At 40.6% G+C, this 23,688-nt stretch carries 27 protein-coding genes and 1 pseudogene; 20 read left to right on the top strand and 8 right to left on the bottom strand.

From position 1 onward, the window contains the following. The first annotated feature begins 36 nt into the window (after window positions 1–36). Entirely contained in the window at window positions 37–1,314 is a 1,278-nt protein-coding gene (locus ACN6KS_RS19670; protein ID WP_440960329.1) for an alpha-L-fucosidase, read from the top strand. Window positions 1,315–1,392: 78 nt separating this feature from the next. On the opposite strand, the gene ACN6KS_RS19665 is transcribed toward ACN6KS_RS19670, so the two are convergent. Beyond that, window positions 1,393–2,388 (bottom strand): HAAS signaling domain-containing protein, encoded by a 996-nt coding sequence (locus tag ACN6KS_RS19665; RefSeq protein WP_440960328.1) that lies wholly within the window; start codon window positions 2,386–2,388, stop codon window positions 1,393–1,395. Next, window positions 2,375–2,722 carry a PadR family transcriptional regulator gene (locus ACN6KS_RS19660; RefSeq protein WP_076129886.1) on the bottom strand — a complete coding sequence of 116 codons (348 nt, stop codon included), beginning with the start codon at window positions 2,720–2,722 and terminating at the stop codon, window positions 2,375–2,377. The genes ACN6KS_RS19665 and ACN6KS_RS19660 overlap by 14 nt, the downstream gene beginning before the upstream one ends. A 262-nt stretch (window positions 2,723–2,984) precedes the next feature. On the opposite strand from ACN6KS_RS19660, the pseudogene ACN6KS_RS19655 reads away from it, so the two are divergent. The 5 genes and pseudogenes from ACN6KS_RS19655 to ACN6KS_RS19635 form a co-directional block, all read left to right on the top strand. Beyond that, window positions 2,985–3,188 (top strand): annotated as a pseudogene (locus ACN6KS_RS19655) (phosphotransferase family protein); the annotation flags it as partial. Between the two features lie 96 nt (window positions 3,189–3,284). Then, the gene (locus ACN6KS_RS19650) at window positions 3,285–3,752 is read left to right on the top strand and encodes a MarR family winged helix-turn-helix transcriptional regulator (RefSeq protein ID WP_094873465.1); all 468 of its coding nucleotides are present in this window, start codon (window positions 3,285–3,287) and stop codon (window positions 3,750–3,752) included. A gap of 94 nt (window positions 3,753–3,846) precedes the next feature. After that, entirely contained in the window at window positions 3,847–4,818 is a 972-nt protein-coding gene (locus ACN6KS_RS19645; protein ID WP_094873463.1) for a ring-cleaving dioxygenase, read from the top strand. A gap of 32 nt (window positions 4,819–4,850) precedes the next feature. Further along, window positions 4,851–4,988 carry a hypothetical protein gene (locus ACN6KS_RS19640; RefSeq protein WP_179281716.1) on the top strand — a complete coding sequence of 46 codons (138 nt, stop codon included), beginning with the start codon at window positions 4,851–4,853 and terminating at the stop codon, window positions 4,986–4,988. 169 nt (window positions 4,989–5,157) lie between these two features. After that, entirely contained in the window at window positions 5,158–6,252 is a 1,095-nt protein-coding gene (locus ACN6KS_RS19635; protein ID WP_440960327.1) for a winged helix DNA-binding domain-containing protein, read from the top strand. Between the two features lie 207 nt (window positions 6,253–6,459). Here ACN6KS_RS19635 and ACN6KS_RS19630 read toward each other — a convergent pair whose 3' ends face one another. Then, the gene (locus ACN6KS_RS19630) at window positions 6,460–7,728 is read right to left on the bottom strand and encodes an alkaline phosphatase (RefSeq protein ID WP_440960326.1); all 1,269 of its coding nucleotides are present in this window, start codon (window positions 7,726–7,728) and stop codon (window positions 6,460–6,462) included. Window positions 7,729–7,856: 128 nt separating this feature from the next. Then, entirely contained in the window at window positions 7,857–8,465 is a 609-nt protein-coding gene (locus tag ACN6KS_RS19625; protein WP_440960325.1) for a methyltransferase family protein, read from the bottom strand. 96 nt (window positions 8,466–8,561) lie between these two features. Here ACN6KS_RS19625 and ACN6KS_RS19620 point away from each other — a divergent pair, with 96 nt between their 5' ends. After that, complete coding sequence (locus ACN6KS_RS19620) at window positions 8,562–9,092, top strand: hypothetical protein (protein WP_094875586.1); 531 nt, start codon at window positions 8,562–8,564, stop codon at window positions 9,090–9,092. Here the strand turns inward: ACN6KS_RS19620 and ACN6KS_RS19615 are convergent. Beyond that, entirely contained in the window at window positions 9,062–9,610 is a 549-nt protein-coding gene (locus ACN6KS_RS19615) for a MepB family protein (protein WP_094875588.1), read from the bottom strand. The genes ACN6KS_RS19620 and ACN6KS_RS19615 overlap by 31 nt on opposite strands. Before the next feature lie 119 nt (window positions 9,611–9,729). On the opposite strand from ACN6KS_RS19615, the gene ACN6KS_RS19610 reads away from it, so the two are divergent. The 10 genes from ACN6KS_RS19610 to ACN6KS_RS19565 all read left to right on the top strand — a co-directional run bounded on the left by ACN6KS_RS19610 (window position 9,730) and on the right by ACN6KS_RS19565 (window position 18,416). After that, window positions 9,730–10,632 carry a phosphotransferase family protein gene (locus ACN6KS_RS19610; protein ID WP_440960324.1) on the top strand — a complete coding sequence of 301 codons (903 nt, stop codon included), beginning with the start codon at window positions 9,730–9,732 and terminating at the stop codon, window positions 10,630–10,632. Window positions 10,633–10,777: 145 nt separating this feature from the next. Next, on the top strand, window positions 10,778–10,975 hold the full coding sequence (locus ACN6KS_RS19605) for a cysteine-rich CWC family protein (protein WP_440960323.1): 198 nt from the start codon (window positions 10,778–10,780) through the stop codon (window positions 10,973–10,975). An 87-nt stretch (window positions 10,976–11,062) separates the two neighbouring features. Further along, the gene (locus tag ACN6KS_RS19600) at window positions 11,063–11,629 is read left to right on the top strand and encodes a 5' nucleotidase, NT5C type (RefSeq protein ID WP_094873450.1); all 567 of its coding nucleotides are present in this window, start codon (window positions 11,063–11,065) and stop codon (window positions 11,627–11,629) included. 155 nt (window positions 11,630–11,784) lie between these two features. Further along, the gene (locus ACN6KS_RS19595; protein WP_094873448.1) at window positions 11,785–12,111 is read left to right on the top strand and encodes a PadR family transcriptional regulator; all 327 of its coding nucleotides are present in this window, start codon (window positions 11,785–11,787) and stop codon (window positions 12,109–12,111) included. A gap of 6 nt (window positions 12,112–12,117) precedes the next feature. Next, entirely contained in the window at window positions 12,118–13,080 is a 963-nt protein-coding gene (locus tag ACN6KS_RS19590) for a permease prefix domain 1-containing protein (protein WP_440960322.1), read from the top strand. A 152-nt stretch (window positions 13,081–13,232) separates the two neighbouring features. Beyond that, entirely contained in the window at window positions 13,233–13,856 is a 624-nt protein-coding gene (locus ACN6KS_RS19585; protein ID WP_440960321.1) for a TetR/AcrR family transcriptional regulator, read from the top strand. 45 nt (window positions 13,857–13,901) lie between these two features. Then, window positions 13,902–16,241: an FtsX-like permease family protein gene (locus ACN6KS_RS19580; RefSeq protein ID WP_440960320.1), complete on the top strand. Its 2,340-nt coding sequence runs from the start codon at window positions 13,902–13,904 to the stop codon at window positions 16,239–16,241. Between the two features lie 15 nt (window positions 16,242–16,256). After that, on the top strand, window positions 16,257–17,021 hold the full coding sequence (locus ACN6KS_RS19575) for an ABC transporter ATP-binding protein (protein WP_440960319.1): 765 nt from the start codon (window positions 16,257–16,259) through the stop codon (window positions 17,019–17,021). 133 nt (window positions 17,022–17,154) lie between these two features. Further along, on the top strand, window positions 17,155–17,643 hold the full coding sequence (locus tag ACN6KS_RS19570) for a GNAT family N-acetyltransferase (RefSeq protein ID WP_440960318.1): 489 nt from the start codon (window positions 17,155–17,157) through the stop codon (window positions 17,641–17,643). Further along, the gene (locus ACN6KS_RS19565; RefSeq protein WP_440960317.1) at window positions 17,640–18,416 is read left to right on the top strand and encodes a hypothetical protein; all 777 of its coding nucleotides are present in this window, start codon (window positions 17,640–17,642) and stop codon (window positions 18,414–18,416) included. Before ACN6KS_RS19570 ends, ACN6KS_RS19565 begins: the two co-directional genes overlap by 4 nt. A gap of 23 nt (window positions 18,417–18,439) precedes the next feature. Here the strand turns inward: ACN6KS_RS19565 and ACN6KS_RS19560 are convergent, their stop codons facing one another. Continuing rightward, on the bottom strand, window positions 18,440–19,705 hold the full coding sequence (locus ACN6KS_RS19560; RefSeq protein ID WP_341135268.1) for an MFS transporter: 1,266 nt from the start codon (window positions 19,703–19,705) through the stop codon (window positions 18,440–18,442). Window positions 19,706–19,753: 48 nt separating this feature from the next. Beyond that, window positions 19,754–20,665: a LacI family DNA-binding transcriptional regulator gene (locus ACN6KS_RS19555; RefSeq protein ID WP_440960316.1), complete on the bottom strand. Its 912-nt coding sequence runs from the start codon at window positions 20,663–20,665 to the stop codon at window positions 19,754–19,756. Window positions 20,666–20,976: 311 nt separating this feature from the next. On the opposite strand from ACN6KS_RS19555, the gene ACN6KS_RS19550 reads away from it, so the two are divergent. Both ACN6KS_RS19550 and ACN6KS_RS19545 read left to right on the top strand, forming a co-directional pair. Continuing rightward, window positions 20,977–21,528: a polymer-forming cytoskeletal protein gene (locus ACN6KS_RS19550; RefSeq protein ID WP_440960315.1), complete on the top strand. Its 552-nt coding sequence runs from the start codon at window positions 20,977–20,979 to the stop codon at window positions 21,526–21,528. Between the two features lie 136 nt (window positions 21,529–21,664). Next, window positions 21,665–21,910 carry a hypothetical protein gene (locus ACN6KS_RS19545; protein ID WP_042189863.1) on the top strand — a complete coding sequence of 82 codons (246 nt, stop codon included), beginning with the start codon at window positions 21,665–21,667 and terminating at the stop codon, window positions 21,908–21,910. Between the two features lie 64 nt (window positions 21,911–21,974). Here ACN6KS_RS19545 and ACN6KS_RS19540 read toward each other — a convergent pair whose 3' ends face one another. Further along, window positions 21,975–22,592 (bottom strand): histidine phosphatase family protein, encoded by a 618-nt coding sequence (locus tag ACN6KS_RS19540; protein ID WP_440960314.1) that lies wholly within the window; start codon window positions 22,590–22,592, stop codon window positions 21,975–21,977. Between the two features lie 156 nt (window positions 22,593–22,748). Here ACN6KS_RS19540 and ACN6KS_RS19535 point away from each other — a divergent pair, with 156 nt between their 5' ends. Continuing rightward, the gene (locus ACN6KS_RS19535; protein WP_440960313.1) at window positions 22,749–23,684 is read left to right on the top strand and encodes a LysR family transcriptional regulator; all 936 of its coding nucleotides are present in this window, start codon (window positions 22,749–22,751) and stop codon (window positions 23,682–23,684) included. Window positions 23,685–23,688: the final 4 nt, after the last annotated feature.

Below are 23,688 nucleotides of genomic sequence, written 5' to 3'. Positions count from 1 at the left end.
TTTATCAAAGCTAGCAAAAACGGAGGGGCTGAAGAGATGGGTACAAGAGAAGAAAGAACGAGATGGTTCTTGCAGGATAGATTCGGTATGTTCATTCATTGGGGATTATATTCCATTCCAGCACGAGGTGAGTGGATACGTGGAAACGAGCGAATGAGTAGAGAACATTATATGACGTATTTCAATGAATTTGACGCATCTCGATATGACCCGAAGAAATGGGCCAGCGCAGCAAAAGCAGCGGGGCAGAAGTATGCGGTCCTTACGACCAAGCATCACGACGGATTCTGCTTGTTTGATAGCAAGCTGACAGATTTTAAAGCGACTAACACGCCTGCTGGACGTGATCTCGTTCGAGAATATGTAGACGCTTTCCGGGCTGAAGGTATTGCTGTAGGTCTGTATTACTCTATTATTGATTGGCATCATGATGATTACCCTGGATATGGCGATAAAGCTCATCCGGATCGGGACAATGAAGCGGCTAAAGACAAGCCGATTGATTTTGATCGATACTTGGAGTATATGCATGGGCAAGTGAAGGAACTGTTGACGAATTATGGAAAAATCGACATTATGTGGTTTGACTTCTCCTACGACAATATGACCGGAGAGAAATGGAAAGCAACGGAGTTAATCCGTATGATTCGCTCTATCCAGCCGGATATTATTATCGACAATCGTTTGGGTGGGAATATCCGCGCGGCCGAGCCAGAAGAATATGCTGGAGATTTCTTTTCTCCAGAGCAGATCATTCCTCCCGGTGGGATTGTTGACGTGAATGGCCAATCCGTTCCATGGGAAGCATGCATTACGCTTAATGATAACTGGGGCTATCATTCCGAAGATAAAAATTATAAATCCACCCAGCAGATCATTCGCTCAATGGTCGAATGTATCAGTAAGAATGGTAATCTCCTCCTTAATGTTGGACCTGATGCTAAAGGTGAAATGACACGGGAATCACTTGTCATCCTTGAGGAAGTGGGCGAGTGGATGCGCCTGAATGGTGATAGTATTTATGGCTGCGGCAGCTCATTGCTTGCTAAGCCAGAGTGGGGTCGTTATACGCAAAAGGGCAACAAGTTGTATGCGCACGTCTACGACCGTGGAATTGGCCCGATCTATTTCCAAGGCTTGAAAGGGAAGATTAAAAAGGCTAGATTACTACGTGATGGTACCGAATTAAAGGTGGAGGTGCCGTGGATGGCTGAGGAATATTCGGATGTTGACGGCGGAGCGTTTATTACATTAAAAGGGGCTAAGCTTCCCGACGAGATGGATACGGTTGTTGAGCTTGAACTTTTTGTATAGTTGTTATTCACTATTATATCTCTTATGAGAACAGATCCTAGGGATTCACCTTAGGATCTGTTTATTTTGTTGAAAATATCAGAGGCGGGCCTTGCGGAAGCCTTCATATATATTGAGGACCGCAATTAAAATCAAGACTGCTATTCCTCCACCTACTAGCCCCGTTTCAAACTGGTTAGCTGTAGTAGTTAATAAATTAGACATGTAGTTAATGAATTCTTGGTTAAATACATTCGGATTAATAAGGATAATAGCGAATGCAATAAGTACTAAAAGCTCGAGGGCCGTATTACATAATGCTAATTCTCTAGTCCATTGTCTCTTGATTAATTTATATATAGTTAATGCGACTTCTAATCCGATCACAATAAGAATAATAGGCCAATAATCAAGTAACACATGCTGATTAAAAGCTGGGGCTACGAAGTTAAGTGCGCCTTCACCGCCTCTATAGACTCTGATCAGGTGTTCAGCATTAAAATAAACAGTAGCCCAAATGGCAGTCCAAAGTAAACTTCCGAACACTTCGAAGCTTGTAATTGCTTTTTTCTTATGGACAAGCGCGATATCCTTCAAATCATCAGGAGTCCATTTCCTTAATTTTGTAGTAAGTGGATGACCTTCCTTTCCTTTATCCGCCCGTTCGATAATAGCGAACACAACAGTTATCCAAAAAAAGACTTGGATTCCTACTTCAAGGAAGGTTCCAATTCCTGTACTTATAACTGCAGTAACAATATCCGAAACTGTTTTATCGCCGTTATAGCCAGTCAAGTAATCAGCAACCAGAGCGATTAAAGAAACGACTACAGCGATGGGTATAATCATTTTTAATAACGTAACATATAAATCGAAATAGCGTGGGCCGATGAGATACATGGGCTGATCGCGGTACTCACTAGCTAAAATAGCTGGATTGCCCAATTTTGCAAGGACGGCTTTTACCTCTTTTTCGTCATAATCATCCGGTAACATATCCTCGATGGTTGATCGTAATTCTAATGCGATGTCTTCCCGATTTTGTTCTGGTAACCTCCGAGTAACTTCATGAATGTAAATCTCAATCAGCTTCATGGTCATCCTCCCCTTGTAATAGGCCGTAAAGTTCTTTCGAATTCTTAAGCCATTCTTCCTTTAGCTGTAAAAAAATTTCTACGCCATAGTCACTTAGAACATAATACTTACGGGGTCTGCTCTCGGATGTGTCCCAGCTGCTCGTCACTAATTCCTGTTTCTCTAATCGGCGAAGTAATGGATATAGGGTGCTTTGATCGATGATGATGCTGGATTCCTCCAACAATTGAACGAGCGAATATCCATACTGGGGTGTTCGTAATTGACTTAAAACGGCTAGCGTTAACGTACCTCTCCTAAGCTCTGTGATTAAAGAATTTAATAAAGTACTCATTCACCCACCTCATTATATTTCTCGTTTAAACGCTATTGGTCCTTGAAAGGAGGCCGAAGACGTTTATATTTACTGTGTATCATACAGTATGTGTTTTATACTATGTATCATACACTATTGTTGTTCCAACATCAATTGAATAAAATAATCTCCTAAGAAATAAATAAGAAAAAATTATATTTGAGTGAAATACTCTAATTAAAGGAGGTTGTGAAATGATTTCATTCTATAGTGATATCCCGAATGCTTCTACATGGGAGGTGGGTATTTTAATAACAATGTATCGGACTTGTTCTTCAGAATGATGGCTCTATCTATTGCTAGCAACCAGCTGTCAAGCATTCATTGGGCGATTCCATTTGGGGAAGAAGAAGTTGCTAATATGCTGAGCCGAGCGGAGAGTGTTCTGGAGTGGTATGATGATGATCAAACCTATATTCCGAAGTGGTATTTGGCAAGCGTGTAGGATTTCTATTGAGCTTGACTCCTTATCAGTTTACTAGTATACTCATATTAACAAATCAAATAACACATAAAATAAACAAACGATGGACGTGACCAAATGAGAAGCAATGGATTCACTGAAGATAACCAATTAAGCTTATTGATCTGGTTGCGGCTGGTTAGGGTATATGAGAATAGTAACGATCTTTCCAATGAATTCTTGAAGCAATTTAACTTAACCGTTAATCAATTTGATACCTTGGTACAAATATTATTACACCAGCCTGTAACACAGATGGAAATTGCCGAGCATCTAACCATTACTAAAGGTGGGGTATCCCATATGCTTGGCAGATTAGAGAAGGAAGGATGGATTGAACGCAAACAGGATTGGAAAGTGAAGTACATTACTTTAACGGAAAAGGGCCAAACACTTATTGAGAAGGTACTACCCTTACAATCGGATTTCCAAGCCTCGTTATTCGATCCACTGACAGATGATGAGAAGAAAGTGTTTTACAGCATGCTTAAAAAGATTCATCGCCATAGCCAAGATGAGAATCGACTCCCGCGAGGTGTTCAGTAGTGACGCAAAAGCTTTATTGATAATAAAGCTTACTTTTTTCTTCGTCAGTATACTAGTAAACTAAAATACAACATTTATTTAGGAGGCTATTATAATGAAACAACAACTAATAAACGGACAACATCATGTATCGATGATTACTAAAAACGCTAAACAAAACTTATGGTTTTATACAGAGGTACTGGGACTGAGACTTGTAAAGAAAACGGTCAATCAAGATGATCCATCCATGTACCATCTATTTTATGGAAATCGTAATGGCGCCCCTGGCACTGAGGTATCTTTCTTTGAAATGCCAAATGCAGGTCAGACCCGCAAAGGGACGAACAGTATTAGCTCTTTCTCCCTTCTTGTCCCTAGCGATGAAGCCTTGTCGTATTGGGCTAGTCGATTAGATTCTTTTGAAGTTCTTCATGAAGCGATTGTAAGTATCGGGGAACATAAGTCGCTTACTTTTTATGATAGAGATGAATTGACGATCCATTTAGTATCGGCTGAAAAAGATAACGGTATCGAGTTAGTTGAGCCGTGGATTACAGAAGACATCCCTCCAAAGTATGCCATCGTTGGGTTAGGTCCTGTTGTATTGACTGTACGTGAGACTAGCCGCACAAAGGCGGTTTTGGAAGATATCTTGGGCTATACAAAAGTTCGGACAGTACCCTCCATGGGGGATTCGAAAGTGATGGTAGATATATATGAAACAGGGAAGGGTGGTTTATACACCGAGATCCACGTCAAAGAAGTAAATGATAAAGATCGGGAGAGACCAGGGAAAGGCAGCATCCATCATGTGGCTATAAGAGTGAAGGATGTCGAAGAACTAACCGAATGGGCCTCCAAGATCACTGCTGCAGGCTTTAAAAATACAGGGGTCATTAATCGTTATTACTTCCATTCCTTGTATTTTCGGGATCCGAACCATATTCTTTTTGAGCTTGCTACAGATGGCCCAGGATTTGAGATTGATGAAACTTTTGACGCGCTAGGAGAGAATTTGACCTTACCTTCCTTTCTGGAAGAACGTCGTGAAGAGATTGAATCGAAGCTTCCTCCTATCCAATGAACCTAATATAACCATGAAAAGAGGACATAATCATGATGGAACAATATAGAGTCGATGAGAATAAAGGGTTGGAGCTAGGTTTATACACATTAGGTGATCACACCACAGATGCCTTAACAGGAAGCAGCGTTTTTCTTTTAAAAAGAAGGGCACTGTTAGCCTGTATATGACTATCTATTGCACATTATGCAATGGAATGGAGTTCATATTCTAGATAAATCTCGTAAATCAATAGAATCAATAATAATATCGACATAGACATGAGCAAGAACTTATCCATTTTGTTAAATAACTGGAAGTATATTATTTGAGGATTCATTTCTGAAAAGGGGGAGTAGTGTGACGAATAGCCTTATTGCAAATAGCAGGTTATATAGTCAAATGATTGCAGGCTCTTTACATCACACACCAGAGCAGGTCGTGAAGAAAATGGGGGCTATGCAAGCGCAAGACTACATGCAGGCGGTTTGGGCCATCGGACTACGTTCTCCTGCTACGAAATTAGCTGATATAGAGCGTGCAATCGCTGACCGTAAGATTATTCTTACTTGGACGCTGCGGGGTACGCTTCATTTCATCCCAGCAGAAGATGTAAAGTGGATGCTACAGCTCACTGCACCGCGTTTAGCATCACAAACGAAGCGGCGAATGGCTGAGCTTGGACTTTATGATCAAACACTGGAGCACTGTAGAAAAATTATAGTGGAAGCTTTAAAGGGCGGGAAGCAAATGGATCGTTCGGCCCTACTTCAGTTAATAGAAGAAGAAGGCATCCATACAGGGAATCAGCGGGGTTATCATATACTCTGGAATAGTGCCTATCAAGGACTGATTTGTTTTGGTCCTATGAATGGTAAACAGCAAACGATTGTATTGTTAGAGGAATGGGTGCCAGATTGCCGAGAGCTATCTTATGAGAAATCGTTGCAAGAACTCGCCTTGCGGTATTTTACAGCCCGTGGATGGGCGACCGTTCAGGACTTTGCTTGGTGGGCAGGCATAACCCTTACAGATGCTAGACGAGGATTAGAAACTGTGAAAAATGACCTTCAATCGGCGGATATAAATGGCAGTGAGTATTGGATGTCTACCGATCAACTAGCTCGTGCGGATGAAGACTCCTCGGGTGTCTATTTACTTCCGGGTTATGATGAGTACATTCTTGGTTATAAAGACCGGAGTGCTGTACTTGAGCCTGAGAAGGCTCCTTTAATTGTCCCTGGAAACAATGGTGTTTTCCTGCCGATGATTGTTGTAGGTGGCCAAGTTATGGGTACATGGAAACGTACGATTAAGAAAAAAGGAATAGAAATGGTCATTCATCCTTTTGGAGAGCTCAGGAAGGCTGAAGAAGCAGTGTTTAAAGCTGCTGAAAAATATGCTGCATTTATCGGGCTGCCGATCCTCAATCTTAGCGTGAAACGGACAACATAATCATTATTTGCCCATAAAAGCTCATTTTTTAGGTTATCGGACTCCAATGCACTTATATCGTTCCAAGAGGCTCATTTTTGTATTGTTTCGATTAGCTCTGTATAATAACGGAACCCGCCAGGCGTCACCTGCCGGGTTTGCTACCCCAATTACATGATCAAAAAGACTAACCAGAAAAGTCTGGCTAGTCTTTTATTCTGCTGATTTTTATTTTTTTACTTTTATGCCCATGGCTTGCGCAACCTTTGTGAATACTTCAGTGTTTTCGTATACTCCTGTAAACAACTGAGCGTTTTTGCCCATGGCCGTAATTGGAATATCCACTGCTGTATGACCTGAAGTCGTCCAGTCTACAACGAAATTCTGTTTGGAGTTAGCGATGGCAAACGGACCATCTTCTTTGGAAATGCCATCACCTGATTCATCTTCAGCGTCTACGGCTTCAATAGAGAATCCACCTGTTTCATGGTCGGCGAGAACAAGGACAAGGGTATCCGGATTCTTTTTAGCAAAATCTTTGGCAACCTGCACGGACTTATCTAACTCTTGCCCCGCTTTAATCGTCATCTTGGCATTGTTTTGGTGTGCAAATTCGTCGGTACCCTCTTCTTCAACCATCAGGAAAAATCCGTTTTTATTTGCTGCAAGCATGTCTATCGCTTTTTTTGTCATTTCAGGCAGGGATACAACCGGGTTGTAGATATCTCCTTCACCCTCTGGCTTCTGCTGGAACATTTCCTCATTTGCAAATAATCCGAGAAGCTTGCCGTTTTTCACCTTTTGCATATCTGTTTTATTCGTTACGTAGGAGTATCCAAGCTGCTTAGCTTTGTCTACAAGGTTACCTTGCGTACCTTTGCTTTTCTCTGAAGGATCTTCAGCTGGCTCATCTGCGAACTTACCTGGATTCCCAGCAGGATACCAGAAGTCTTCGCCTCCACCGAGAAGAACGTCAACTTTGCTCTTGGTCAGAAGCTGCAGAGCGATGTCACTTTGTTTGGAGCGATCTTCGACATGTGCACCGAAGGCAGCGCCTGTAGCATCAGTAATTTGGCTGGTAGTTACAACGCCTGTAGATTTCCCTGCTGATTTTGCATATTCCATAATGGTTTGGACGGACTTTTTATCTGCATCCATCCCGATGGCTCCGTTATAAGTCTTGACTCCGCTGGCATAGGCTGTGGCTGAAGCAGCTGAATCTGTAACAGGGACAGTGGAGCTTGTATGAATTAGTCCAGCATATGGCATAGAATCCATCGCTAGATTACCTTTTTCACCTACTGTAGCTAGGCGGATGGCATTGCGCTGGGCAGTACCCATTCCGTCACCGACAAACAGAATCACATTTCTTGTGTTAGATGAAGCTGCATTGGCCTGATTTGGTGCTTGTGTAGTGACTACGTTGGAAACGAAGAGAGCAGTTGCTGCAGTGGCTACAATTGCCATCTTCACGCCGTACTTTTTCGGTGATTTCATAATTTCCCTCCTAATGTATGTCTACAACCTCATACTATAGTAATTACATTAAGAGAATGTTTTCGGATATTGTAAAAAATGTAAATTGTAGCGTGCTTGAAAGCATAGGATTTACAGTAGGTAAGATTTCAAAATAAAATATATCTAGGTGTATTATTACAATATTGAATATATTCATCTCCGAATACAGATTTTAAATGCTGCTCTTCCTGAAGAATAAGTAAATGAAAGGCTATAATGTTAAGAAAGAATATAATTAGTGTTAATGAATTTGGATACATAAGATACAATCCAAGAAACATGAGATCAAAACCGAGAAATGCGGCATTTCTACTAAATTTATATATACCGTGCGTGATGAGCTTTGTTACAGTAGACTTATCAATCCCAACTCTCCACGAAGTACGCATGGCAATCATTGCTTGTATGAAAATGGAACATCCGAGCGTTACTACACCAACACCGATAAAGTGAATCACCGGATGATTAAAATGTTCTCCTACTAGTGTAACTATGTATGACTCCGCTAAGGAAAACGTAAACCACGCTGCTCCCCACACAAAAGTAGTAGTCTTAACGAACAGCTCGGTATAATGGATTATAGATCGTTTTTTTCCTTTAGCTAATACGTTTCCTTTAATATGATTCTTCTTGTAAAGTATAACGAGCTTCAAAAGGTAAGATATAAGGAATATGGAGAAAAGAATTAGGGATAGGATATTTTTTAGATTACTCATTGGAATTACCTCCTCTAATACATATGAATGATTGCTCATATGTTTACTTATATCTTATTTCCTGATGCTGTGCATGTCAACTAATAGGAGGATAATGTGAAAACGTCAACGTATAAAAGATGGTGGCTAGGGGTCCTGTTTATAGCGCTTGTTGCATTAGTAAGTACTGGAATCGGAATGCTGGTCAAGCCATCGGGGGTGTCAACATATATTTCAAAAGAGTATAAGGTCACTTTGAAGTATCCCTCCGAGTGGGTAGTGAATCCAGAATATGATGAGAGGTATCAGGGGCACGACGGATTTTTTCAATTATCCGCTATTTCTGGAGAGGGGGTATCCATCGATGAAGTAGCAAACATGGATGCATTTCATCAACTGAAGCCTTATGGCTCCGATCCACAAATTATTGAACTGACACTAGAGGGGCTAAAAGTGGAAGAGAAAGCACGATTGATTGTGCCTTCTGCTGATCAGCAAGAGGAATGGAATCATCAGGCTGCTATTATTTTGAAATATCCAGAAGCGGTAAAAATAGGAGATTCCTTCTACAATTATTTTATTTTATGGGCGGATATAAAACATGTGGAGGACATAGGTCAGACTGTTCGATTTACTGAAAAACCGTAAAGTGTTTGCGCACGAAGAAAGTCTGCTGGCTGAATTACCGGTATTTCTAGGAAATATTCCAACTGCCATTTTTGTGTTTTTTGAGCTTGACGACTCGTGGGATGATCCCATGGCGGGTACACTCGTAGTGCTCTTTTGCCACCGTCACCTTTATTGGATAATATATCTTGTTTACCTAGCACAGCTTTTGGAAATACAAATTGACCAAAGTGATTCTCATTGCGCGTACTTATAACGAAGAGATCAGCAGTATCTGATATATCATAGGGCTGGATGGGGCCATCTCCAATTCTCTCCCATAACGTGACAAACTGCCCGATCTTTGTAGGTGTGATTTTTGCAACACGAAATCTAATGGATAGTGCGTTTAAATTAAATATATACGCCCCATAATCAGCATTGTGTGGTTCATGAATGAGGTCAGAGCAATCAAGATTGCACGGGTTATATACAAGCTCTTGGGTAGCGAGCAGATCACTATGAATGATACCTGAACCGCTTTGATTCTTAAATTTCATCTGTTCAAATCTCCCGGTTGAGTTCCTTAGAAACTCCTAATGTTCACTATCTTAATGCAAGAATAGGGAGTTCACAACCGTGAACAGAGCAGCTTTCCTTTGAGACTGGAGGTAGTCGTATGGAATCCATACATAAATTAATTGAAATTTTTAAGCTGAGTGTTCTGAATATAGAGTCTGTTCCTGATTCGTTCAGTTCTGAAGTGTATAAACTTACTCTTTTTAACCTAGACAACGTATACGTGAAAATTCCATACAACAGGGATAAACTAGTTCGTGAATTTGAGATGCTTGAAAGACTAAAGGGTGTTATACCCGTTCCAAAAGTATTGGATTTCTGGGACGGTGATGATAGGAGTGTCGGTGCATTGCTTCTCTCCGCTATAGATGGGGGGCCTTGTACGAGTAACCTTGATCAGAGTCTGGCGTTTCAAATCGGTAATTATCATGCCATGCTTCATGAAGTTTCCATGCCAGCGTATGGATGTTATGGATCCGATGGTTTTCAGACAGTAGAGAACAATAGCTGGAGATTATACCTGAAAAATAATTTTGAAAAGTGGAAAGAACCTTGTAAGGAGGTCCTTCATCCTGATTTATTTGAGAAATGTATTACTCACTTTGATAGCGTATATTCGGCGTTACCTGAACCGGATGGGCCTTGTGTTGTTCATATGGATTTTCGACCAGGCAATATATTAATAAAAGATAATCGGGTCGTTGGTATAATTGATTACGAGAGCGCTCGTGGTGGTTCCACTGGAATTGATTTCACAAAAATAAACCGATACGTCTGGGAAGTGAACCCGCTAACACGGCTCCCTTATGTGCAAGGCTACGAATCGGTTCGTCCTTTACTTGATCTGGAAGCTATAATACCGTTTTATAGTTTTTATGATGCTTTTAGTGCGGTAGTTTGGTGTAAAACCAGAGGGATCGAGAACAATAAGGCCTTTCTTCAGGAAAGTATAGAGGTATTGCAAAGATCTACAGAAGGAATAAATGGATGGGGAAAAATATGAAATTACTTTATTGAATAATACTAACCATAGTTAGGCTAGACTTGGTATGTTCAGAAGTGGTTATGACGAAAGTGTTTGAATTTCAAGGAAAAGAAAAGTAACTAAATAGAAGTAAAATGTTTAATCGTATGGGGGAGTATAAGCTTTGGAAATAAAGAATAAAAAAGTCGAACAACGGTATTGCCCTTTATGTAAAGAATTAAATCATTGTGGTGCTAATAATGGTGATTGTTGGTGTTTTCATACGGAAATTCCTGCAGAACTACTAGAAAGGGTACCTTTGGAACTGAGTGGTAAAGCCTGTATCTGTCAAAGCTGTGTAGAGGCGTTTAAAAAACATTAGACAGAAATTTAACTAACTCAAGACGAAAACAGTAATTATATTGTGTATACTTAAATAGTAATATAAAAAAACATATGGGGGAAACAGATGAGAAAGCCTATAATTGCAGTTGATATGGATGACACGATATGCCATCTAGTCAAACGAGCTATATACCATAACAACAATGATTTCCCCACTCATGTACTGAAGTACGAGGAGATGCTTGATTGGAATACGGATCATTTACGTCATCCAGATTGTACACAAGATGTATTCTATGGGCGGCCTGGTTTATATGAGGAGCTTGAATTATTCGACGAGCATGTTGTAGGTGAAATGGAGAAGCTACACAATGCATATGATGTTATTATTGTTACCGCGGCCCAGCCCAATGCAGTTGTTGAAAAATGGAACTGGCTGCAGAAGCATATGCCGTTTATTCCCATTGAAAATTTCTTCCCTTGCAAACGAAAGAATCTTATTAATTATGATCTTCTGATCGATGACGGGGTTCACAACTTGGTTCCTGCCTTACAGGACGGAAAGAAAGTACTCTGTATTCCGCATCCATGGAATTTGAGAGCCCGTGAACAATATGGATTTCCATTATTGACCTCCTGGGAAGGTGCGAAAGAGAAGATTGATCAGATGTTTGAAAATTCAAGAGACTAACTGATTTGAGGAGAGTTGCTCACATAGAGCAATTCTCTTTTTTTATGCTTTTTAGATTTTTTTACCTATTTTTACGTAACTACTTCATCTGTCGTAGTAATTATGGTATACTGCAACTACTACGACAGATGAAGTAATCATAGGGGGTACCATTTTTGATCAGCAGTGATGTTATACGTGGTTACAACGATACGATGATCCTCTACATGCTGCTGGATGGGGAATCCTACGGGTACGAGATTTCCAAGAATATCAGGCAGCTGACTCAGGAGAAGTATGTCATGAAGGAGACAACGCTGTATTCCGCCTTTACCCGGCTGGAGAAGAACGGATACATTGAATCCTTTTATCTGGATGAGAGTCTTGGCAAGCGGCGCACATATTACCGGATTACCCCGCTGGGTCTCGCCTATTACCGAGAAAAATGTGAGGAATGGAAGATTACGCAGGAAGTTGTAAACCAATTTATCAAGGAGTGGTGATAGTGCATGGAGACGATCATAGTATATCTGGATAATATGTTTGCTAGTCTGCCAAAGACTTCGGAACTGGAGCATTTGAAGCAGGAGCTGCTGTCCGGGATGGAAGATAAGTACCTGGAGCTGAAGCGGGAGGGCAAGTCTGAGAATGAGGCGATCGGTATCGTTATTTCGGAATTCGGAAATATTGAGGAGCTGACTGCTGAGCTAGGCATCCATCCAGCCGGACAGGAAAAGACTGTGCCCATACTTAGTGAAGAAGAGGTTTATGCTTATGCGGCTGCCAAACGTAGCTCTGGATTATGGACCGGTCTCGGTGTTTTTCTCTGCGCATGCGGGGTGGCGCTATTGATTACTCTTAGTACATTGTTTGAAAATAATGCTGATATGGCTGATAAAGGTTCGATGCTGGGGATGGTCGGAATGTTCGTGCTGGTCGCTGTGGCCGTTGGGATGTTCATTCATAGCGGCATGAAACTCGAGCGCTTCGAAAGTCTAGAGCAAGGCTTTCAGCTACCTTATGCGCTCAAAACGGCGCTTCAGCGCAGTCAAGCCCTTTATGCTCCGACTTATCGCCTGGCTTTGATTGTGGGCGTCTGTCTTTGTGTGCTGTCACCTACCTTTATCTTCGCAACTTCGTATGTCAACGATGACTATGCTCCATATGGAGTTGCTGCTTTTCTGTTTATTGCGGCTGTGGCGGTGTTTCTGTTCATTTATTACGGGAATATTCAGGGAACTTATACGAAATTGCTGGAGGAGCCGAACATCGCTGCAGAGAAGCAGGAAGAGAACCGATTTGTTGGAGTTGTTGGGGCTGTGTTGTGGCCGTTGGCGACGGCGATTTTCCTGTTTACGGGCTTTGTCTATGGGCGCTGGGACGTTAACTGGGCTGTATTCCCAATTGCTGGAATCCTGTCCGGCATGTTCAGCAATGTGTATCATATTCTAAAGCGCAAAAATGTCTCCTGATTATGCTGACTGCACATTAAGGTAACCTCATCCTTTGGAGGTTACTTTTTTTCTTTTGTCCAATTTGCTGGGATATCATTGACATGATGTATTAAATGTATTTAAATGGAATAGACCGACGGTCGGTCTATAAAAAGGAGGACTCAGAATAAATGAGAATTTCCAAAGAAGCAGAAGAACGCAGAAATGAAATATTAGATAAGGCAGAAATGCTCTTTTTTACGAAAGGTTATGCGGGAACTACAGTGAACGACATCTTGCAGGAAATCGGGATTGCCAAGGGCACGTTCTACTATTATTTCAAGTCGAAGGAGGAGGTTATGGAAGCAGTAGTCACACGATTCATCGATGCTGGAGTGGACGTTGCGAAGATCATTGCTGCTGATTCAAAGCTCTCCGTACATGAAAAGCTACTACAAATCATAATGGCGCAGAAACCTGATTCGGAGAGAAAGGGTCACATGATTGAACAGTTTCATCAAGCTGAGAATGCATTAATCCATCAGAAAAGCTTGGCTGAAACGATTTTGAAGCTGACCCCTGTGTTGACAGAGGTGATTGAGCAGGGAATCGAGGAGAGCTTGTTCCACTGTCCTTATCCTAAAGAAACGATGGAATTTCTGTTGGTCGCCTCACAATTTTTATTGGATGAAGGGATTTTTAAGTGGCAACCGGAAGAGATCATTCTCAAAATTCAGAGCTTTATTTATATTATGGAGACTACGTTAGGAGCTGAAAAGGGAAGCTTTTCCTATGTAGTGCAAATGTTTGAGTAAGGTCCGAGCAGGGAGGATGAATGAGACGCAGGGGAGAGATCGGCAATGCTGCTACAAATTGTGAAAAAAGATTTTCAAAGAAATAAAATCATAACGATTGTTTTATTTATTTTTATGATGTTATCGGCGTTGCTTGCTGCTTGTGCTTCTCAAGTCATTATGGAATTGTACGGTTCTTTAAGTCATCTGCTGGATAAATCAAAAGCTCCCCATTTTGTTCAAATGCATGCTGGTCCAATAGATCACGCAGCTATTCAAAAATTCGCCGCTACAAATCCACTTGTTAAGAATCAACAGACCGTAGAAATGCTAAGGATAGATGGCTCGAAGATTGTCTTGGGGAACAGCAATAAGTCGGAAGAGAACAGCGTAATGGATATAGGTTTTGTTAAGCAGAACCCCTCATTTGATTTGCTGCTGAATTTAGAGAATCAAGTGATTAAGGTATCTGAAGGAGAAATCGCAGTTCCTATTTATTATATGAAGCAGAATGATCTGAACATAGGTGATCAGGTTACCCTTTCCAATGGACAGTTAGATCAAAAATTTATTGTTACGGATTTTGTTCGAGACATCCAAATGAATCCAGCTATTGTTAGCTCTAAGCGCTTTGTCGTAAATGACACGGATTATAATGTACTTAAGAAGAACCATGGAGAAGTTGAGTACCTAATTGAATTTCAAATCACCGATTTAAGTAGACTTAGCGAGTTCCGGAATGCCTATCAATCCTCAGATATGCCCGGTAAAGGACCCATGATAGACTATCCTTTGTTTAAGACGCTGAATGCGCTGACAGATGGGATTATTGCAGTTGTCATTATTTTAGTAAGTATCCTTCTTATGATTATTGCCACCTTATCTTTAAGGTTTACGATGATCGCGACCTTAGAAGAGGATTATAGAGAGATTGGCGTCATGAAAGCCATTGGGATCTCGCAGCGAGATATTAGAAGGATCTATTTGGCAAAATATATGGTGATGGCAGCAAGCGCTTCACTGCTGGGATATTTATTATCTTTGGGTGTGGTGCGATTGTTTACAGCGAATATCACATTGTACTTGGGGACTGCTCCGAAAACGATCCTACAGCCTATTGTTCCAGTCTTAGCGGTCGGTTTGATTTTCGGCATGATTGTGTTCTTTTGCAGCGTTATTCTTAGAAGGTTTAATCGTATAACCGTAGTAGAGGCTTTAAGGTCAGGAACTGTGGGGGAGTTGAAAGGCAATAAAAGTAGAATAGTGCTGAGTAAGCGCAGGCATATAAATGTGAATGTTTTTCTTGGCCTAAAGGATGTTTATGGACGCTTCACCATGTTCGGATTGTTATTCTTCGTATTTGTGATCTGTCTGTTTATCATTCTTGTGCCAGTGAATATATTGAATACCCTTCAGTCCCCTCGGTTTATTTCTTATATGGGTGTAGGTCAGAGTGATATGAGAATAGATCTACAGCAATCTGATCAAATAGACAAGCGATTTAATGAACTGATAACAACGCTAAACAAGGACTCCGATATAGCTAAGTTCTCACCATTAATTACTTCTCGATTTAAAGTGCTAGGCAGCGATGGCGTATGGGAGAATATCAATGTTGAAACAGGAGATTTCTCTATTTTTCCGCTCACCTATGTTAACGGAGGAACCCCTGAAAGTAGGGAAGAGATTGCCCTTTCTGATTTGAATGCCAAGGAATGGAATAAAAGGGTAGGGGATAGCGTTCTTTTGGAGGTTGACGGCACTTCGAAAAAATTGAAGGTTAGCGGGATCTACCAAGATATAACGAATGGAGGCCGAACTGCAAAAGCCCGATTACCTTATGACCCGAAGTCCGTGCTATGGTATATCGTAGCTTTAGATGTGAATCCGAATGTTTCCGTTCAGGAGAAAATGGATCAATATGCAAAGTTATTTTATCCAGCCAAAGTTACTCATCTAGAAAGTTATTTATCTCAGACGCTTGGGAATACGATTCGCCAATTAAAGCTCGTCACTGGCTTATCCATTGCCATCTCGATATCAATTTCAGTATTAATTACTGCTTTATTTCTAAAAATGCTGCTAGCGAAGGACGTCTCGCAAATTGCAATTTTGAGAAGCATTGGCTTTACGTTAGAAGATATTCGAAAGCAATATCAGGTAAGGCTACTACTGGTTTCGGGCCTCGGAATCATTCTAGGAACCTTTGCAGCTAATACCATCGGTCAAAAATTCACTCAATTACTCGGATCTTTTATGGGAGCATCCAAAATACAGTTTGTAGTTAATCCGGTGGTAGCTTATCTTGTTCTCCCTCTTTTTTTCATGCTCATTGTAGCACTCACAACCGTAGTAAGCACGATATCGATGAAGAAATCCAATTTATCTAAACTGATTGTCGAATGAGGGTGAGGTGGTAGTATGTTCATATTAGAGACGAAGGGGTTAAATAAAACGTTTGTAACCGGGCAAGGAACCCCACAGACGGTATTAAAAGATGTTCATCTACAGGTATCAAAGGGTGAATTCGTAGCTTTAATGGGACCTTCTGGCTCAGGGAAATCAACCTTGCTCTATACGATCAGCGGTATGGATCAGGTGACTACAGGCAGTGTTGTTTTTAAAGGGCAAGAAATCAGCGGTCTTTCTGAGAGTGAATTAGCTGAACTTCGTCTACATCAAATGGGATTTATTTTTCAGCAGATGCATCTTTTAAAAAACCTGACGATTCGGGACAATATCATTTTATCCGCTTATCGAGCTAAAATCGTTAGTCGTAGAATCATCAATAACAGAGCCGCTGATCTAATGAAAAAAACCGGAATCTCCACGCTAGCTGAACGAGATATTACACAAGTGTCGGGTGGACAACTGCAAAGAGCAGCAATCTGCAGGTCTATCATCAATGAGCCTGATATTCTCTTTGGTGATGAGCCAACAGGTGCACTGAACTCTAAAGCTGCTAGTGAAATTATGGAGATCTTAATAGATATTAATCAGGCGGGTACAACGATTGTGCTGGCTACGCATGATGCGAAAGTCGCTGCTCAGGCAGAACGGGTTCTGTATATGCTGGATGGCAGCATAGCTGCTGAGCACTGGCTTGGAAAATTCAATCACATAAATGGGGACTTAAAAGAGCGGGAAGAGAAGTTGTCGACGTGGTTGTTTAAATTGGGATTCTGATTGTATAGGAAAGGGATATTGGTCAGGCTTTGAATCGGGAAGTGTAAGCAAAGATGCTTTTTGTACGCTTATTTAGGCATACCGCGATCATGGCGGCGGGGTGTAACTAAGTATATTAAAGGAGAACTTATATATGGTTGTAGTAAACACTACTATGGAGGATATAAGAGGATGGCTGGACCTGGCGGCAGAGGTGGAGACCCTTTTTGGACCGATGGTAGAAGATCCGGATTTCACTCTAGCGTTAGAAAAAAATATCACTCGACAAAGCGCTTTTTGTGTACGAGAAAACAATGGTTCGCCAGGTTCAAGATTACTAGGAGCTGTGTTACTCTCTTCATCCAAAGCCCCTAATTACAAGATTGGGTGGTTATCTGTTTCAGCCATAGAGAGAAATAAAGGAGTCGCGACAGCCCTTCTTAACTATATTCTCGAAAGTATCGAAACCCCAGCAGAGATATTTGTTACTACATTTGGTGAGGATCATCCAGAGGGTCAACCTGCTAGAAGATTTTATCAGAAGTTTGGTTTTGTTCCTTTGCAGGATAAGGAACCGGAGGGTCCTGAAGGTGGCTCAAGGCAAAATTTTAAGCTGGCGATTACTCCCAAGGGTTCGTTATGAACAAAAAGATTGTTTTATCGACAATTTCATTGTTCTTCTTAGCGATTTCTTTCAGCCCATTGTTCAACTATATCCGTGAGTATATGATTTCAGATCAAATCAATCAGCGTTATGAGATCAACCATGCTGAAAAAGGATATAACACGTTAAACGTTCAAGAACTAACGGTTGATGATAAGCATATTAAGATTGAGGAAGAACATACAGGCAGGAAAGCAGAATTGACAATTTGGGATGAAGAGGAGAATCTCCCGCCTGGAGATATTGTGAAAGTTCAGTTTTTATTAAATGGTCAAAAAATCTCAACCCCTGATGAAATATGGTTGTCTAATCGGGAACGAGGAAGCAGATATTTCTCATGGATAGATATCCTTACTGTTGAGGATCGAATGACTGGCGAGAAAGAAATAAGTATAGTCCAAAGACTTACAGATGATAGTCAGCCGATGGAAAAGAGAAAATGGAAAATAATCACGATCTCACATGATGGCAGTATAGAAGAAAAGATGCTGAGTTATGCTCAAAGAAGTAACAATCATCTAGGGGTGAAGCTGATCGAGTTCTCGGGTACATCACTTATGGGTATGGGCTACTATTCGGATATTACTAAAAGTTATCCAAGTGTATTTTTCCCTCTAATTTATCCATTTTTAACAGGTGTCGTGGGAATCTTCTTATTGATCATTATAGTTGTTCAATTACTGATCGAGATAGTTGTTCAATTACTGATCGAGCTTCATAATAGACGCGTTATTAGGGAAAACGGGCGATAACGGTCATAAGATATGTTCTAAAATTACTTATAATTACGAATCACCTTTAACTTGGTCAAGGTTAATAAAGCAAACAGTAGTAGCAGGACTCCGATGGAACCCATGACAGGGGCTGGACTGAAGTGATCGGACAGGAATGAAACAGCTGTAAGACCAAGTGAGGGTGCTACACTCATAATGGAGCCAAGTACACCGAAGACTCTACCTTGTATATCCTCCGAAACTTCCAGTCTGAGGATTGTATTTATCAGCAATGTACAGAATGAGAACATAAAGCCAATTAGAAGAATGATGGGAATGGCTAAGGTAGCAGTAGTGACGAACGATAATAGGAGGTACAGGGGACCCAGACACAGCAGTCCAGTCATGATAAAGAAGCCGCGATTCTTTAATTTGGAGCCGAGAAACAAGATCATGCTGGAACCAATCATATAACCTAGAGGAATGCAGGCTTCCATGAGTCCAAACTGAAAGGGACTAGAATTCCATACTTTGACGGCCATAACTTGCGTTAGCATCAGTGAAGGCATAAAGAACAAAGTGAGTGTGGGGAGCATGATGATTATTGCCCGGGCGAAGGGGTATCTCCAAATATAACGAACGCCATCCGCAAGATCCTGTGTAAATTTTCTTTCTTCTTTAGGTCCGGTATTCACTCGGTTTGGGAGTGGAAGGGAGCGGACAGTAAGAACTAGTAGAAAGGAAACGAAAAATGTAGCTCCATCAAATAATATGGCATCTGCCGCTCCAAAACTCGCTACAAAAATACCTCCAGCGGAATACCCAATCGTCCGAAAGACATTCTCTGACAGGTTCAGAATCCCGACTGCTTTTTGTACATGTTCTTTTCCAACTACAGTGGTAATTGAAGCTTGATACGCAGGGGATTGGAATAATGCTGAGACTGTCGTAAGTCCCGTTAATATGGCCACGATAATGAATGATGTAGAAGACATGGAAATGGCCAAAGCAAGCGTAACTGCTAGACCGCAGCTTATCAAATCAGTGATTAACATAATGGTTCTGCGATTGATCCGATCTGCGAGTGTGCCTCCTATCGATCCGAGGAAAGAACTGAGCAATAAATTGATTATCGTAATAATGGCAATCATTTTAGCGCTTCCGGTGGTCTGAAGTACCCATAAACTTAAAGCAATGCTGTGAAAGGTATTTCCAAACAAGGAAATGGAATACGAGCTGAGTAGCAGCATAAATCTCCGGTTTCCCCAAAGAGTTGGATAGGATTGAGCAGTGGTGGATGCATGTTTTCCTAATACAGGATCTGTCATGGTAACTCTCCTTTCAACTTAAACGCTTAAGTGAATATCGAAAAAAAATTAATCAACAAAATAACGATTATTCTCTTGTTTGGAGTAGTCAGGACGATGTAATAACTCCTGCATTAGTTCAAAAGCAGTGGCTGATTTATCCCCAGTGAATATGAATTTCTGAACGTCTTCTCCAAGCATTTCTGGGCAATTACAGGTACATAGAACAGAAAGACGTGTGAATACCCCGGATTTTTCCACACAACTTCCGATAAACTCATTAATAACTATGGCCTCTTTGTAAATCCCCTCCGATAAAATTGTATTCAATTCCTCCATATTTTGAACTTTGAATATTGCTTTCTCAGGTAAAGGAAGACTGTCTTGGATAAAGTGAGTGAGCAGGGTGTTATTGAAGCTCTCCATAATTAAACAAACCTGTGAAAGATCCTCCGGCATTATCTTTTGTAGAGTTGAACGATAATTGTAAAGAACTTGCTTAAACAGCTTATCTTCAATCATGCTGTCGATCAAAATTAAGGGAATCCCTTCTACAAAATGCTTGGAAATCGAATAGAAGGATTCCTCGCGGACATCAATCAGAAAGACGGCTTCGAGTTTTCTTTCGACGATGATATCCAGTGAAGGATGGTCGGTACCAAGAGAGTATAACATCGTATGATATCCGGCATCCGTTAAACGCTGTTCCAAAGTACGGATAAATGTGAACTGGGCATAGAGTTTCCAAGGGGGCATATAAGCAGAATTATTGATAAGTATTCCTATTAATCCCGTTTTTTTATTAGCTAGCGAACGAGCTGCTAGGTTTGGAATGTAATGAAGCTCTTCAGCCAGTAACAGAATTTGATTGCGGGTTTTCTCAGGAATGGTTTGGTTATTGACGCGGTTCAGAACATAGCTCACAGTTGCAACGGAGACATTTGCTCGTAGCGCGATGTCCTTCATTGTAGTCTTTTTCACCAGTAAACTTCTCCCTTGCTGAGATATTTATTTCCAAATATTATCACTAAAACTTGAGAAGAGTCAACGAGTGACTTTATACCAAGAAGAAAATGATTTATGTGTTCATTTTTATAATTTGGGTAAATAGATTTAAGAACCTAAATCAGTCAGCGAGAAGAGGTGTGACTCATGGGAACGAATTTTAAACGGGAAGCGGGAGAGTTGTGAAACCGCTTTAGATACTGACACAAATTTGTGAAATCATTCACTTAATTATTAAGAATTTTAATATATAATTAATTTATAATCAAAATTAGGGGGAAACGAAAATGAGACTATTTAAAATGATTTTAGTGGCTGGGGTTTCGGTAGCAGTATTGGCAGGTTGTGGAGCAAATGAGGATAAAGCAACCAATTCGGCGGCAACTACGGCTCCGGCTGCTGAGCAGACAGATGCTGTCACTACAGCATCGATTGTCAATCAAGCAGATGCATTTACTAAGGCTGTTAGCAAAGATGGAAACTGGATTGTTGCGATTCTAAATGATGTAACGATTCCAGAAGAGGTTGTTGTAGCTGGAGAATTCCATGATAAAGGCGCGGCTGATGGCGACATCTACCGTAAGATTGCCCTTTATTCGCAAGATGCTGATCACAAGATCACTGCTACTTATACACTAACCGTACCAAAGTTTACAGTACAAAGTGAGAATTTGAAAGTTGAAGGCGGAACGATTAAAGGCGATGTTTATGTAGAAGCGAAAGGTTTTACTCTACCTGAAACCGCAACGATTGATGGTAATCTTTACTTCGCGAGCGAAGATCTGAAAACATCAGCTGTTATTGATGGAAAAGTGACTGGAACAACAGAAGTTAAATAATTTTGTAATCAACTTATTCAGTAGAAGCCAATCCATAGTCTATGGGTTGGCTTTTTTCTTTTCGTTTATATGAACTTTAGTTGATTTTCTTAATATTGAACTTATAATATTACTACCACTACTAGGAGGAACACATATGTCTAAGGAGTATTCACGCACATATATCGAAAGTGTAAAGCTTGAAATGTTAAATAGATTGGGACTTAAGCAAGTGTTCTTTAAGGAGCAAATAGGTGACGGCCTGATTTTTGAAGCGGTTGGTTTTGATAAAGGGAGCAAGCATCGTTTTTGTGTTAGACCGAAGACGAAAACAATTGACGAATTTATTTCAGGAAAATGGATGAAGGTCCGCAGCTTTACAATCAAAAGTGTGGAAATTTAAAATTGAATTCTAAAAAGGGAACCCCATTTAAATCGGAGTTTCCTTTTTTGTTTTTGAGAAGGATTCATTGATAATGTGAAGTATCGCCGTACAGATCGATGGTTGTATTGTTGTCAGTTAAGGTTACTTTACACAATGCTGTAGAGAGAATATCCGGTAGTTCCCCTAATTCCTGCAGTGATTTATTGAGAAAATGAGCCATAATGACTTTCAGGGTCATCCGATGTGTGACAATAAGTACCTCATGTCCTTCATTATCGTTAATGATACGCTCAATAGTCGGCGTTACTCTTTGTTCAAGCTGACTATAGGTCTCCCCTGGGGCTAGTGGAATAAAAAGATCAGGTCTGGTGAAAAAATGGGTGTACTGTAATGGATATTCTTGTTCAATCTGTTCTGTGTTCATTCCTTCCCAAATGCCCATGTTAATTTCCATTAATGAAGCTTGCTGTTGAATCGATAAACTCCGATTTCCTCGCGAAATCTGCGCAGTATGCAGCGCCCTTAGACTAGTACTAGAATAAATGGCTCCTAAATTCTCACCTTCCAAACGTTCTCTCAACCATTCCGCTTGCTGTTCACCCAAGGTTGTTAACGCTGAATTTTGATGTCCTTGCATTCTTTTCTGCAAATTCCATTCAGTCTGCCCGTGCCGGGTTAGAAATAATACTGTCTTTTTCATTAACGAAACCTCCCTTTTGAATAGTTGTAAGTATAAGATAAATAATTATAAATAAACAATATATAATAGTTAATATCCATAATGTATAGTTATAGTAAGAAGATCGAACATCCGTTTAAATATGATTTTATTTTATATAGTTAGGAAGAAATCAGGATGAACTATCATGTATTAAAATTGTTTTATTATGTTGCGATAACAGGGAGTGTGACCAAAGCCTCCGAACGTTTGCACATAAGTCAACCCGCTATATCAGCGCAGATCCGCAAATTTGAACGGGAGAATAATATCGTATTATTAGAGGTCATAGGAAAGAGAATGGTGTTAACACCGATTGGGGAAAAACTGATCGAACCACTTGAAAAGTTATTTGCGATGGGTGAACAGGTACAGCAGATAATTGAGGATTATCATAAATTTCCTGCAGGCCATATTCGGATTGCAGGTAATTATCTGGCCACAAGTATACTCATCCCCCGGTGGGCATCATTATTCAAGCAATCTTTTCCGGAGGTTAAAATTCAGATTTCTACTGCTAATTCTCATGAAGTCATGGAACAATTAAATAATTTTGAAGCGGACGTGGCGATTTATAGTGATATGGCGTTTCCTTCTCATCATACAGGGGTGTTCGAACATCGGGAGTTGTATAAGGACGAGTATGTGTTCGTAGTTTCTTCAAATCATTCTTTAGCCAAGCAGGAGGTTAGTTTTGAGGAAGTGATGGCTGAGGCATTTATTATGAGGGAGGAAGGTAGTGCAGCCAGAGAGAGAATTGTACAATTATGTGAAGAAAGAAAGGTACAACAACCGAAGATCGAACTGCAATTTAATGGAGTAAATGAAGTTATTCAAGCCGTCATTGCCGGTTATGGGATTAGTTTTGTATCTGCGTTGTTAGCAAAGCCTTATCTTGATCAGGGTATGTTAGCCAAGGTCGAAGTGGAAAATGTAGTCTCTAAGCATTCGATATGGATGAGCCACAGAAAGAAAGAGCTTCAAGAAAGCTATATCCAGTCATTTATTAAGCTTGTCATGAAACAATTAAAAGAAGAGGTTAATTTATACTCGATTCCAACGCATACACCTTAATTAA

The organism is Paenibacillus nitricinens (assembly GCF_052056485.1).
Classification (GTDB): Bacteria; Bacillota; Bacilli; order Paenibacillales; family Paenibacillaceae; genus Paenibacillus_AQ; species Paenibacillus_AQ nitricinens.
The sequence above is the reverse complement of the archived record's forward strand: the minus strand, read 5'-3'. Positions and strand labels throughout refer to the sequence as shown.

Coding starts and splice junctions, on each gene's coding strand:
- ACN6KS_RS19670 (WP_440960329.1), top strand. CDS start 37: ATGGGTACAAGAGAAGAAAGAACGAGATGGTTCTTGCAGGATAGATTC.
- ACN6KS_RS19665 (WP_440960328.1), bottom strand. CDS start 2,388: ATGAAGCTGATTGAGATTTACATTCATGAAGTTACTCGGAGGTTACCA.
- ACN6KS_RS19660 (WP_076129886.1), bottom strand. CDS start 2,722: ATGAGTACTTTATTAAATTCTTTAATCACAGAGCTTAGGAGAGGTACG.
- ACN6KS_RS19650 (WP_094873465.1), top strand. CDS start 3,285: ATGAGAAGCAATGGATTCACTGAAGATAACCAATTAAGCTTATTGATC.
- ACN6KS_RS19645 (WP_094873463.1), top strand. CDS start 3,847: ATGAAACAACAACTAATAAACGGACAACATCATGTATCGATGATTACT.
- ACN6KS_RS19640 (WP_179281716.1), top strand. CDS start 4,851: ATGATGGAACAATATAGAGTCGATGAGAATAAAGGGTTGGAGCTAGGT.
- ACN6KS_RS19630 (WP_440960326.1), bottom strand. CDS start 7,728: ATGAAATCACCGAAAAAGTACGGCGTGAAGATGGCAATTGTAGCCACT.
- ACN6KS_RS19625 (WP_440960325.1), bottom strand. CDS start 8,465: ATGAGTAATCTAAAAAATATCCTATCCCTAATTCTTTTCTCCATATTC.
- ACN6KS_RS19615 (WP_094875588.1), bottom strand. CDS start 9,610: ATGAAATTTAAGAATCAAAGCGGTTCAGGTATCATTCATAGTGATCTG.
- ACN6KS_RS19610 (WP_440960324.1), top strand. CDS start 9,730: ATGGAATCCATACATAAATTAATTGAAATTTTTAAGCTGAGTGTTCTG.
- ACN6KS_RS19600 (WP_094873450.1), top strand. CDS start 11,063: ATGAGAAAGCCTATAATTGCAGTTGATATGGATGACACGATATGCCAT.
- ACN6KS_RS19590 (WP_440960322.1), top strand. CDS start 12,118: ATGGAGACGATCATAGTATATCTGGATAATATGTTTGCTAGTCTGCCA.
- ACN6KS_RS19585 (WP_440960321.1), top strand. CDS start 13,233: ATGAGAATTTCCAAAGAAGCAGAAGAACGCAGAAATGAAATATTAGAT.
- ACN6KS_RS19580 (WP_440960320.1), top strand. CDS start 13,902: ATGCTGCTACAAATTGTGAAAAAAGATTTTCAAAGAAATAAAATCATA.
- ACN6KS_RS19575 (WP_440960319.1), top strand. CDS start 16,257: ATGTTCATATTAGAGACGAAGGGGTTAAATAAAACGTTTGTAACCGGG.
- ACN6KS_RS19570 (WP_440960318.1), top strand. CDS start 17,155: ATGGTTGTAGTAAACACTACTATGGAGGATATAAGAGGATGGCTGGAC.
- ACN6KS_RS19565 (WP_440960317.1), top strand. CDS start 17,640: ATGAACAAAAAGATTGTTTTATCGACAATTTCATTGTTCTTCTTAGCG.
- ACN6KS_RS19560 (WP_341135268.1), bottom strand. CDS start 19,705: ATGACAGATCCTGTATTAGGAAAACATGCATCCACCACTGCTCAATCC.
- ACN6KS_RS19550 (WP_440960315.1), top strand. CDS start 20,977: ATGAGACTATTTAAAATGATTTTAGTGGCTGGGGTTTCGGTAGCAGTA.
- ACN6KS_RS19545 (WP_042189863.1), top strand. CDS start 21,665: ATGTCTAAGGAGTATTCACGCACATATATCGAAAGTGTAAAGCTTGAA.
- ACN6KS_RS19540 (WP_440960314.1), bottom strand. CDS start 22,592: ATGAAAAAGACAGTATTATTTCTAACCCGGCACGGGCAGACTGAATGG.
- ACN6KS_RS19535 (WP_440960313.1), top strand. CDS start 22,749: ATGAACTATCATGTATTAAAATTGTTTTATTATGTTGCGATAACAGGG.